This window comes from Streptomyces sp. MK7 (genome assembly GCF_032658145.1).
Classification (GTDB): Bacteria; Actinomycetota; Actinomycetes; order Streptomycetales; family Streptomycetaceae; genus Streptomyces; species Streptomyces spiralis.
Window position 1 is genome coordinate 46339 of sequence record NZ_JAVACL010000030.1, and the last position, 11688, is coordinate 58026.

General features: G+C 74.5%; 8 protein-coding genes. 4 read left to right on the top strand and 4 right to left on the bottom strand.

Translation table 11 applies throughout. The features are described from left to right. Positions 1 to 25: 25 nt before the first annotated feature. Positions 26 to 1936, bottom strand: coding sequence for an ABC transporter ATP-binding protein (locus R2S09_RS27485; protein WP_306189050.1), 1911 nt, complete (start codon positions 1934 to 1936; stop codon positions 26 to 28). 503 nt (positions 1937 to 2439) lie between these two features. Here R2S09_RS27485 and R2S09_RS27490 point away from each other — a divergent pair. After that, positions 2440 to 3204, top strand: coding sequence for a crotonase/enoyl-CoA hydratase family protein (locus R2S09_RS27490; protein WP_316743897.1), 765 nt, complete (start codon positions 2440 to 2442; stop codon positions 3202 to 3204). A 19-nt stretch (positions 3205 to 3223) separates the two neighbouring features. Here the strand turns inward: R2S09_RS27490 and R2S09_RS27495 are convergent, their stop codons facing one another. Genes R2S09_RS27495 through R2S09_RS27505 form a run of 3 tightly spaced genes read right to left on the bottom strand, consistent with a single transcriptional unit; the run spans position 3224 to position 7318 of the window. Further along, a complete protein-coding gene (locus R2S09_RS27495) occupies positions 3224 to 4462 on the bottom strand; it encodes an FAD-dependent oxidoreductase (RefSeq protein WP_316743898.1) in 1239 nt (412 codons plus the stop codon). Between the two features lie 25 nt (positions 4463 to 4487). Next, the gene (locus tag R2S09_RS27500) at positions 4488 to 5891 is read right to left on the bottom strand and encodes an FAD-dependent oxidoreductase (protein ID WP_316743899.1); all 1404 of its coding nucleotides are present in this window, start codon (positions 5889 to 5891) and stop codon (positions 4488 to 4490) included. After that, positions 5888 to 7318, bottom strand: a complete 1431-nt coding sequence (locus R2S09_RS27505; RefSeq protein ID WP_316743901.1) for an FGGY family carbohydrate kinase — start codon at positions 7316 to 7318, stop codon at positions 5888 to 5890. The genes R2S09_RS27500 and R2S09_RS27505 overlap by 4 nt, the downstream gene beginning before the upstream one ends. A 389-nt stretch (positions 7319 to 7707) precedes the next feature. Here R2S09_RS27505 and R2S09_RS27510 point away from each other — a divergent pair, with 389 nt between their 5' ends. The 3 genes from R2S09_RS27510 (at position 7708) to R2S09_RS27520 (ending at position 11573) form a co-directional block, all read left to right on the top strand. Then, positions 7708 to 8715: a hypothetical protein gene (locus R2S09_RS27510; RefSeq protein ID WP_316743903.1), complete on the top strand. Its 1008-nt coding sequence runs from the start codon at positions 7708 to 7710 to the stop codon at positions 8713 to 8715. 37 nt (positions 8716 to 8752) lie between these two features. After that, a complete protein-coding gene (locus tag R2S09_RS27515) occupies positions 8753 to 10282 on the top strand; it encodes an amino acid permease (protein WP_316743904.1) in 1530 nt (509 codons plus the stop codon). Positions 10283 to 10481: 199 nt separating this feature from the next. Then, positions 10482 to 11573 carry a mechanosensitive ion channel family protein gene (locus tag R2S09_RS27520; RefSeq protein WP_316743906.1) on the top strand — a complete coding sequence of 364 codons (1092 nt, stop codon included), beginning with the start codon at positions 10482 to 10484 and terminating at the stop codon, positions 11571 to 11573. Positions 11574 to 11688 lie beyond the last annotated feature (115 nt).

Sequence of the window (11688 nt, forward strand, 5' to 3'; positions counted from 1 at the left end):
GCCGATGTACCGCCCGGGGCCGCGCCTACGCCACCGCCTCCTCCGCCTCGCCCTCGGCGACGCCGGTCAGCCCTTGGCGCCGCTGCTGTTCGAACTGGGTGCGGTACAGCTCCGCGTAGCGGCCGCCGGCCGCCAGGAGCTCGTCGTGGGTGCCGCGTTCGAGGATCTGGCCCGCCTCGACGACCAGGATGAGGTCCGCGGCGCGCACCGTGGACAGCCGGTGGGCGATCACCACCGCGGTACGGCCCACCAGGGCCTCGGTCAGGGCCTCCTGGACGGCGGCCTCGGAGGTGTTGTCGAGGTGGGCGGTGGCCTCGTCGAGGATGACGACCCGCTGGCGGGCCAGCAGCAGCCGGGCGATGGTCATGCGCTGGCGTTCGCCGCCGGAGAGCCGGTAGCCGCGCTCGCCGACGACGGTGTCCAGGCCGTCGGGCAGGGAGCGGACGAGATCGTCGAGGCGGGCCCGGCGCAGAGCGTCCCACAGGTCCTCGTCACTCGCCTCGGGCCGGGCCAGCAGCAGGTTGGCGCGGACCGAGTCGTGGAAGAGGTGGCCGTCCTGGGTGACCATGCCGAGGGTGGCGCGCAGGGAGGCGGCGCTCAGATCGCGTACGTCGACGCCGCCGATGCGTACGGCACCCTCGTCGACGTCGTACAGGCGCGGCAGCAGTTGCGCGACGGTGGACTTGCCGGCGCCGGAGGAGCCGACCAGGGCGACGGTCTGCCCGGGTTCGGCGCGGAAGGAGATGCCGTGCAGGACCTCGGCGCCGCCGCGGGTGTCGAGGCTCGCGACCTCCTCCAGTGAGGCAAGGGAGACCTTGTCGGCCGAGGGGTAGCCGAAGCGGACGCCGTCGAACTCCACCGCGACCGGGCCGTCCGGCACCTCGCGGGCGTCCGGCTTCTCCACGATCAGCGGCTTCAGGTCGAGGACTTCGAAGACCCGCTCGAAGCTGACCAGGGCGCTCATCACCTCCACGCGCGCCCCGGCGAGCGCGGTGAGCGGCGCGTAGAGCCGCGTGAGCAGCAGCGCGAGCGAGACGACGGCGCCCGGCTCCAGGGTGCCGCGCAGGGCGAAGAAGCCGCCGAGGCCGTAGACCAGGGCGAGGGCCAGGGAGGACACCAGGGTCAGCGCGGTGATGAACGCCTGCTGCGCCGTGGCCGTGCGGACGCCGATGTCCCTGACCCGGCCGGCGCGGGCGGCGAACTCGGCCGACTCCTCCTCGGGGCGGCCGAAGAGCTTGACGAGGGTGGCGCCGGGGGCCGAGAACCGCTCGGTCATCCGGGTGCCCATCGCCGCGTTCAGCGTGGCCGCCTCACGCTGCATGCGGGCCATCCGGCTGCCCATGCGCCGGGCGGGCACCACGAACACCGGCAGCAGTACCAGGGCGAGCAGGGTGATCTGCCAGGACAGGGTGAGCATCACGACCAGGGTGAGCAGCAGAGTGACGATGTTGCTCACCACGCCGGACAGAGTATTGCTGAAGGCGCGCTGGGCGCCGATGACGTCGTTGTTGAGCCGGGACACGAGGGCTCCGGTGCGGGTGCGGGTGAAGAACGCGACCGGCATGCGCTGCACATGGTCGAAGACGGCCGTCCGCAGATCGAGGATGAGCCCTTCGCCGAGCGTCGCCGACAGGCGTCGGCCGAGGATGCCGAAGGCGGCCTCGGCGACCGCGATCAAGGCGATGAGCAGGGCCAGGCGGACGACTCTGCCCTCATCGGCCCCGGACACGATCGCGTCGACGACGCGGCCGGCGAGCACGGGGGTCGCCACGGCGAGCAGTGCGGTCACCACCCCGAGGGCGACGAACCGCGCGATACGGCGGCGGTGGGGGCGCGCGAACGCGCCGATGCGGCGCAGCGTCGCGAGGGCGAACGGGCGTCGCTCCTGCTGGGCGGTCATGACGCTGTGCAGCTGCGTCCAGGCGGTGGTCTCCATGCTCATGGGAGCAAACCTAGGACCTCGACCAACGTTGAGGTCAATGGCCCCGCACGAGCGGCACGAGCGGCGCGGCAGACGCGGCCGGCGCGATTCGGGGACGTCCGCGCGGGCGGGGCGGCCGGTGCGGCGGCGCGCCCCGCGCGAACGCCACGGTCGAGGCACGGACGCGGCCCGCCCGCAAGCCAGGCGGTCGGCCGGTCGGGGTGCCCGGCGAGCAGGTGCGCGATCTGGCTGACGGCGAAGGCGAGCACCAGGTCGAAGAAGAGCTCGGTCCACGTGGCCCGGTCACACGCCTGCACGCCCGGGGAGGTCGCTGCTGCGTCTGCTTCGGTCACTCCTGTAGGGCCGCACGGGTGGGGGCCGAGGCTCGCGCGACGGGTCGCGTCGGGCCGGACCGCCGCAAGTCCGGCCGGTGGCTGTGCGAACTCCCGGGCGGATAGTCTTCCCTCTCCCGTCGGGGACGACGTCGGGGAGAAGCCGAGGAGAAGGGGCTCTTCACCATGCCGGTACGCGTCGAGCGTCAGGGGTACGTCACCACGGTCGTCCTGTCCCGGCCCGAGGCCCGCAACGCGGTGGACGGTCCGACGGCCGCCGAACTCGCCTCCGCCTTCCGGGAGTTCGAGGCCGATCCGAGGGCCAGGGCGGCCGTGCTGTGGGGTGAGGGCGGCACGTTCTGCGCGGGCGCGGACCTGAAGGCGATCGGCACCGAACGGGGCAACCGGGTCGCCGAGGACGGCGACGGTCCCATGGGTCCGACCCGGATGCGGCTGTCCAAGCCGGTGATCGCGGCGGTCGCCGGGCACGCCGTGGCAGGCGGTCTGGAGCTGGCGCTGTGGTGCGATCTGCGGGTGGCGGAGGAGGACGCCGTGTTCGGGGTGTTCTGCCGCCGGTGGGGCGTGCCGCTGATCGACGGCGGTACGGTCCGGCTGCCCCGGCTGATCGGCACCGGCCGGGCCATGGACATGATTCTCACCGGACGGCCGGTCCCGGCCCGCGAGGCGTACGACATGGGGCTGGCGAACCGGATCGTCCCCAGCGGCCGGGCCCGCGCCGAGGCGGAGGAACTGGCCGCCTCCATCGCCGGGTTCCCCCAGGCGTGTCTGCGCTCCGACCGGGCCTCGGTGCTGGACCAGGAGGGGCTGGACGGGCAGGCGGCCCTGCGCGGCGAACTCCTGCACGGCATGGGCGTGCTGGCGGAGAGTCTGGAGGGTGCGGCGCGGTTCGCGGCGGGCGCGGGACGGCGCGGGGCGTTCCCGCAGGGGTGAGACAACGTGCCTCACGTGCTCAGTCGACGGTGATGTGGACCGGGCCGCCCTCCGGGTCGACGCGATGTGTCCAGCGTGCCGTCAGGGTCAGGGTGGTGCGGTAGGGAACGAGGGCTGACGGCAGCACCGGCCGCACGCGTACGCGGTCCAGGGTGCGGCCGTCCTGGGCGATGCGCAGCACCGGGCGGGTCAGGAGCTCGGCGGTGCGCAGGACGTAGCGGCCGTGCCGGTCGGCCGGGGTGACGCGGTGCGGCGCGATCCAGCGCAGGGGTTCGGACACCGCCAGCGGTACGGAGCCCGGCCAGTCGCCTCCGGCCAGCCACTGGCGCACCGCGCCGGCCGCGAGCGCGCCCTCCCGGGCCGCCGTCGCGGCGCTCCCGACCGGGTGCAGCACGCTGCCCACGGCGAACACGCCCGCGCGGGAGGTGCGCAGGGTGCCGTCCACGGCGGGTCCGCGCGTGCCGGGGTCGCAGGCGAGACCACCGCGGCGCGCCAGCTCGTGATCGGGCACGAAGTCGCCGGTGAACACGACGGTGTCGCAGGGCAGCACGGCCGAGCGGCCGTCCCGGTGGCGTACGCGGACACCGGACAGCCGTCCGTGGCCCAGCAGTTCGGTGACCGTGGTCTCGGTGAGCAGCGGTACGCCGTGGCGGAGCCGGGCGTCCAGGGCGCGGGCGGGTGCGGCCTGGGCGCGGGGCAGGTCGGTGACCATGGCGACGACGCGGGCGCCCGCGGCTCGTACCGTGGCGGTGGCCGCGTAGGAGACGTCCTCGGCGCCGACCACCACGGCACGGCTGCCGATGTGCTGCCCGTACAGGTGCACGGCCTGCTGGAGTTCGCCCGTCGTGCAGACCCCGGCGGGCCGGGTGCCGGGCACCAGGCGTGCGGCGCGGGGGCGTTCGCGGGCGCCGGTGGCCAGGACGACCGCCGCGGCCTCGATCGTCTCCGGACCCGTCGGGGAGACCGTGGTCAGGGCCAGCGGACCGGCCCAGTCGAGTGCCGTCACCCCGGTCCGTACGACGGCCCCGGCGCGTGCCGCGCCCTCGGCGAGGAGGCGGGCGTAGGACGGTCCGGTCAGCGGGTGCGTCCAGGTCCCGAAGCCGCCGTGCGCGCAGTGCCGGGGCACGCCGCCGGCCCGCGGCTCCCGCTCCAGCACCTCGACGCGGCCGGCGCCGGCCGCGGCCAGGCGCGCGGCGGCGGCGAGCCCGCCGGGACCGGCCCCGACGACCAGCACGTCGACACGGCGCACGCCGCTCATCCCGCCGCCTCCTCGGACGCGCCGGTCACCTCGTCGCCTCCTCGAACAGTGCGCGCACCGCCGCGCCGCAGTAGAAGCCCTGGCAGCGGCCGGCGCGGGCGCGGGTGCGGCGGCGCAGTCCGTCGAGGCCGCGCGGCGGGATCGTACTGGCGAGCGCGTCGCGGATCTCGCCGCGGGAGACGCGTTCGCAGTGGCAGACGAGCGTGCCGTACGCCGGGTCGGCGGCGATGAGGTCGGCCCGCTGGTAGGGGCGTGGGAAGGCCTCGCCGAGGTTCGGCATCCGCACCGGTTCCAGGTCCCGTGCGGGGCCGGGGTCGAGTCCGGCGTCCGCCAGCAGCTCCATGACGTGGGCGGCGATGGCGAGGGAGGCGGTCAGGCCGGTGGAGCGGATGCCGCCGACGGTGATGTACGACGTCTCGGGGTGAGCGCCGATCTTGTAGTCCTCGTGTCCGGTGGCGGCGCGCAGCCCGGCGTAGACGGCGGTGACCTCTTCGTCGAGCAGCTCGGGCAGGATGCGCCGGCCCTGCTCGCGCAGGGCGGACAGGCCCTCGGCGGTGGAGCCGGTGGCCCGCTTGTCGTCCAGGTCCTCGGCGGTCGGGCCGAGCAGGACGTTGCCGTAGACGGTGGGTGCGACGAGGACGCCCTTGCCGAGGGCGGTCGGGACGGGCAGCAGGATGTGGCGGACCAGGGGGCGGGCGAGCTTGTCGAAGACGATGAGCTGGCCGCGGCGCGGGGTGACGGTGAAGTCCTGGCGGCCGAGCTGCCGGTCGACGGTGTCGGCGTGCAGTCCGGCCGCGTTGACGAGGAAGCGGGCGCGCAGGGTGCCCCTGCCGGTGTCCAGCAGGTGCTCTCCGCCCTGCCGGTTCGCCCGGGTGACAGGGCAGCCGAGGTGCAGGTCGGCGCCGTGGCGGACCGCCTGTGTGGCGTACGCCAGGGTGGTCGTCCAGGGGCAGACGATGCTCTCGCCGGGAACGTGCAGGGCGCCGAGGGCGCCCGGGCCGAGGTGCGGTTCGCGCGTGTACAGCTCGCCGGGACCCAGGATGCGGGTGTCCTGGTGGGCGTTGCGCTCGGCCTTCTCGGCCAGGCGGGGCAGCTGGGCGAGCTGGTCGGCGTCCCAGGCGACGAGGAGCGCGCCGACCGGTTCCACCGGGATGCCGGACTCGGTGGCGTACGCGGCGAGCATCCGCGCGCCCTCCCGCACCAGCCGTGCCTCCAGCGACCCGGGGACCGCGTCGAACCCGGTGTGCAGGATCGCGGTGTTGGCCTTGGACGTGCCCTGGCCGACGTCGTCCTGGGCCTCCACGAGAGCCACCCGCAGTCCCGGGCGCCGGGCCAGCGCGCGGGCGATCGCACAGCCGACGACCCCGGCGCCGACGATCGCCACGTCGTACGGCCGCGCGGGCAGCGGCCCTTGTGCGGTGACCGTCATGAGGCGAGCAGGGCGGTGACGGCGGTGCGGAAGGCGTCCAGGCGGTCGGCGGCCTCGGCGGCGGGGATACGCGGCTCGTACACCGCGGCCGGTTTCCACTCGGGCAGGGCGTCCGCCACGCTCAGGCGGTCGTCGGCGCCGAGCCGGGCCAGGGCGGCGGCGCCCAGCGCGGTGGCCTCGGGCAGCGCGGACACCTCGACGGACCGTTGCAGCAGGTCGGCCTGGGTCTGCATGAGCAGGGCGGAGCGGGTCAGACCGCCGTCGACGCGGAGGGAGTCGAGGGGGCTGCCGAGGTCGGCCGCGGCGGCGTCGGCGAGCTCGGCGACCTGGGCGGCGATGCCCTCGCACAGGGCGCGGACCAGGTGCCCGGGGGCGGTGTCGAGGCCGAGCCCGGTGAGGGAGCCGCGCAGGTCGCCGCGCCACCAGGGGGCGGCCAGTCCGGCGAGCGCGGGGACGAAGGTGACGCCGCCGGCGTCGGGTACGGCGCCGCCCACCGGGTCGAGGTCGGCGGCCCCGGTGATGACGCCGAGGTCGGTGAGCCAGCGCACGGCGGAGGCGGCGGTGTACACCTGGCCGTCCAGGCAGTGGGCGGTGCGCCCGGCCAGCCGCCAGGCGACACAGCTGACCAGGCCGGAGGCGCCGCGCCGGGGTGTGTCCCCGGTGTGGAGGAGCAGGAACGCGCCGGTGCCGTAGGTGCACTTGGCGCCGCCGGGCCCGGTGACGCGCTGGGCGAGCAGGGCGGCCTGCTGGTCGACGACCAGGCCGGTGAGCGGGATGGCGGGGCCGAAGGCGGTGGCCGTGCCGATGTGCGCGGCGTTGTCGACCACCTCGGGGAGCCTCTCGTCCGCGAGGCCGTGGACGTCCAGGGCGCGCGGCGACCACGTGGCGCGGTCGAGGTCGAGCAGCTGGGTGCGTCCGGCGGTCGCCGCGTCGGTGACGAAGGCGCCGGTGAGCCGGTGGACCAGCCAGGCGTCGGAGGTGGTGACCACGCCGTCGCGGGTGAGGTGACGGCGGATCCAGGCCATCTTGGGCGCGGCGAAGTAGGGGTCGACGGGCAGCCCGGTCAGCTGCCGTAACTCCTCGGCGTGCTCGGTGAGTTCGTCGCAGACGCGCTGCGCCCGCCGGTCCTGCCAGACCAGCGCGTCGGTGAGCGGCCGGCCCGTCGCCGGGTCCCAGGCGAGCACGGTCTCGCCCTGGTTGGCGAGCCCCATCGCCGCGACCGGTTCGCCGGCCTCGGCCAGCGCGCGGCGCCCGGCGTCCAGGACCGAGGCGTACAGCTCGGCGGGGTCGACCTCGACCAGGCCGCCGGGCAGGTGGCGGGGGCGCACGGGGGCGAACCCGGTGCCGAGTACTCCGCGTTCGGGGCAGACGACCAGGGCCTTGGTGCCGGACGTGCCCTGGTCCACGGCCAGCACCGCACTCGTCATCGTGCCCCTTCCGCCCGTGCCGCCGACGATCACCGCACGACAGACTGCCGCTGCCAGCAGGACCAGTCAAGCAGCGCACCCGGCCGCTTCGCGGCACCGGTCGAGCACCGCTCCCGGCCACCCCGCCGCCGGCTCCAGCCGCCCTGACCGGTTCTTACTCGGTGGTCAACTCATCAGTCGCATAACGGAGTTCCGGAGGACCGGCAAAGCCCCGGTGATCCGGAACGGCGGCCCCTATAGTGACCGCCGACCCGCACCGCTCCTCGACACCCGCCCTGAGGAGGGCTGTTGTTACTCCACCCCGCCGTCCCGAGCCGGCCCAGGGTCTTACGTCCGGATCGGTCCGGCACGAGCCGCACGAAGGGCCCTGAGCGCGGAGCGGACGGCTGATGGCGCGCGGCGATGGGGCGCGACCCGCCTACGACCCCGCCGGCCATGACACGGAACTGCGTGCCGCCCTGCAGGATCTGCGCACCGGGCGCTGGATGGCGATGCGGGACCTGCTGGAGCGGACCACCGCCTGGTGGCAGTGGACCGCGCGCACGCAGGTGCTCGCGGCGGCGGCCGCCGGCACCGACGTGGTGCGCGCCTGGCGGGCGGAGGAGCCCGAGAGCGTGCCGGCCGCGGTGATGCACGCCCGGGTCGCCGTCGAACGGGCCCTGCGGGCACGGCGCGAGGGCCACCGCCGTACGCACGAACTGTGGATCGAGGCCTGGGACGCGAGCCACACCGTCACCCGGATCGCCGAGCCGGACCCGGTGCCCTGGGTGTGCCTGCTGGCGCTGGCTCAGCTGGACACGGAGCTGCGCTGGGAGGAGCACCGGGTGGCGGCGCCGGAACCGACGCTGCCGGTGGGTCCGTGGGGGCTGCTCGCGGAGGCCGGCAAGCGGGACCCGTACAACCGCGAAGCCCATCACCGCATGCTGCAGTTCCTCTACGCGCGCGGATCGTCCGGCCGGCTCGCCGAGGCGGCCGGTTACGCCCAGTGGGCCGCCGTGTCCGCGCCGCCCGGTTCGGCGCTGCACATGCTGCCGCTGTACGTACGGGTGGAGCGGTACCGGCGCGGCGCCGGGCAGGACGCCGCGCTGGATCTGCACTGGGTGGCGGAGGACGCCACCCGTGAGGCGCGGGAGGCGCTGGACACCTGGTTCGCCCGTAGCGGCACCGCCGAGCGGTCGCCGCTGGACCTCAACCACCTGGCGCACGCCCTGTGGGGTGCGCTGCGGTTCCGGGACGCCGCCCGGGTGTTCGACGTGCTCGGCCCCTACTGGACTCCCCTGCCCTGGGTCCACCGCACCACCGGTCCCGGCGACCCGGCCCGGGCCCTGGAGGTGTTCCTCCAGGCCCGCGCCCGCTGTCGTGCGGCGGCGGGGGACGACCCCGGCCGCCGCTTCTAGAGTCCCCCCACTTCGTCGACCCCTCGGAGGTCTCCGCATGTCCCCCACCTTGGAGCCCGCCTCGACCGGCCCGGAACAGCACGACGAGGAACGGCGGCTGCGCGAACTCGGCTACCGTCCGGTGCTGGCCCGGCGCATGGGCGGCTTCGGCAACTTCGCGATCAGCTTCTCGGTCATCTCGATCCTGTCCGGCTGCATGACCCTGTACGGCTTCGGCCTGGGCACCGGCGGCCCTGCGGTGATGCTGTGGGGCTGGGCGGGCGTCGGCCTGTTCGTGCTGTGCGTGGGCCTGGCGCTGGCCGAGGTCACCAGCGCCTATCCGACGTCGGGCGCGCTGTACTACATGGCGGACCGGCTCGGCGGCCGCCGCTGGGGCTGGTACACCGGCTGGCTGAACCTCCTCGGCCTGCTCGGCGCGATCGCCGGCATCGACTACGGTGCCGCCCTGTTCACCGGCGCCTTCGCCAACCTCCAGTGGGGCTTCCATCCGACGCCGGGCCGAACGATGCTGATCTTCGTCGCGATCCTGCTGCTGCACGCCGTGCTGAACCTGTTCGGCGTCCGCCTGGTCAGCGTGCTCAACTCGGTCTCCGTGTGGTGGCACCTCGCCGGGGTCGCGCTGATCGTCGGCGCGCTGGCCGTCGTCCCCGACCACCACCGCTCGCCGTCCTTCGTGTTCACCACGTTCGTCAACGACACCGGCTGGTCCAACCCGCTGTACGTGGCCGCGATCGGGCTGCTGCTCGCCCAGTACACGTTCTCCGGCTACGACGCCTCCGCCCATCTGTCCGAGGAGACCTCGAACGCCTCCGTGTCGGCGGCGCGCGGCATCGTGCGCTCCATCTGGGTGTCGTGGCTGGCCGGTTTCGTGCTGCTGGCCGGTCTGACCTTCGCCATCCAGGACTACGACGCCACCCGCGACAGCGCCACCGGGGTGCCGCCCGCCCAGATCCTGCTGGACGGCCTCGGCGCGGACGGCGCGAGCGCCCTGCTGCTCGTCGTCATCGTCGCCCAGTTGTTCTGCGGCAACGCCGAGGTGGCCGCCGCCAGCCGCATGGTGTTCGCGTTCAGCCGGGACCGGGCCCTGCCCGGCTCGACGCTGTGGCGCCGGGTGAGCAGCCGCACCCAGACGCCGGTCGCGGCGGTGTGGCTGTCGGTGGCGGTCGCCTGTCTGCTGGCGCTGCCGTCGCTGTACTCGGCGACGGCGTACGGCGCGGTCACCGCGATCAACGTCATCGGCATCACCCCCGCGTACGCCATTCCCGTGCTGCTGCGGCTGCGCGCCGGTGACCGGTTCCGGCCGGGGCCGTGGCACCTGGGCCGGTGGAGCAGGCCGGTCGGCTGGGTGGCGGTGGTGTGGGTGGCGCTGGTCACGGTGCTGTTCTGCCTGCCGCAGTCGTCGCCGGTGACGGTCGACACGATGAACTACGCGTCGGTGGCGCTCGCCGTCGTCCTGGTCCTGGCCAGTGTGTGGTGGTACGTCGCCCGCCGCTCGTACGGGACGCCCACCGCCGCCGCGTACGGCACGGAGCGCGACCAGGCGGAACTGGCCGAGGGCATCGTCTGACCGACCGGACCCGGCCTCCGGGCCGGGTTCGAACGCCCCTGCCGGATGCGGCAGGATGAGCGGTCGCGCCGCTGCCCGGCGTCCACCGGGTCCGGCGTGTCCGCACATCCCGCACTCGAGCAGGTGAGAACGTGACGACACCCCCCATCCGGCCGTCGGCTGTCCCGTGCGCAGCGGAACGTCTCCACGGAGGTGACCGGTGACCCGCGAGCCGACCCTGCACGACCTGATCCTCGCCGCCATCGCCGTGGCCGCGGGCCTGCTGGCCGCCTTCGTGTCCCGCGGCCTGCTGCGCTGGCTGGCGAAACACGCCGAGCGGACCCGCTGGAGCGGCGACGACGTCATCGTGGACGCACTGCGCACGGTGGTGCCGTGGGCGGTCATCGCGGGCGGCGCGGCGGGCGCGGCGGCGGCGCTGCCGCTGAGGACGGCGGTGCAGCACCACGTCAACCAGGCGCTGACGGTGCTGCTGATCGCCGTCGTGACGGCTTCCGCGGCCCGCGTGGTCGGCGACCTGGTGCGAAGTCTCACCCAGTCCCGCTCCGGGGTCGCCGGCTCGGCGTCCATCTTCGTCAACATCACCCGGGCCCTGGTCCTGGCGATGGGCTTCCTGGTGGTGCTGCAGACGCTGGGGGTCTCCATCGCCCCACTGCTCACGGCCCTGGGTGTCGGCGGTCTCGCCGTCGCCCTCGCCCTGCAGGACACCCTCGCCAACCTCTTCGCCGGTGTCCACATCCTCGCCTCCAAGACCGTCCAGGTCGGCGACTACATCCGGCTCAGCAGCGGGGAGGAGGGGTACGTCGAGGACATCAACTGGCGTCAGACCACCGTCCGGCAGCTGTCGAACAACCTGGTCATCATCCCCAACGGCCGGCTCGCGGGGACGAACATGACCAACTTCACGCGTCCCGAGCAGCAGCTGACCATCCTGGTCCAGGCAGGGGTCGACTACGACAGTGACCTGGAGCACGTGGAGCGGGTGACCACCGAGGTCGTCGCCGAGGTGATGACGGAGATCACCGGCGCGGTCCCGGACCACGAGCCCGCCGTGCGCTTCCACACGTTCGGTGAGTCCAGCATCGACTTCACGGTGATCCTCGGAGTCGGCGAGTTCAGCGACCAGTACCGGATCAAGCACGAGTTCATCAAGCGGCTGCACCGCCGCTACCGCGAGGAGGGCATCGGCATCCCCTTCCCGCAGCGAACGGTGACGATCCAGTCGGGCTCGGCCGCCATTCCCCGCCAGCGAAGCGGCGAGGAGGCCGGTACGGACGCGGCGCCCGTCGGCTAGGCGCGCTGGGCGCCGCGGCGTGGCGCGGGGGGTGAGCGGTCGCGCCGGCCTCCGACGGCACGCGCGGAACCTCGCGCCCGGAGGCCGGCCCCGTCGTGGTCCCGCGCGGACCGCG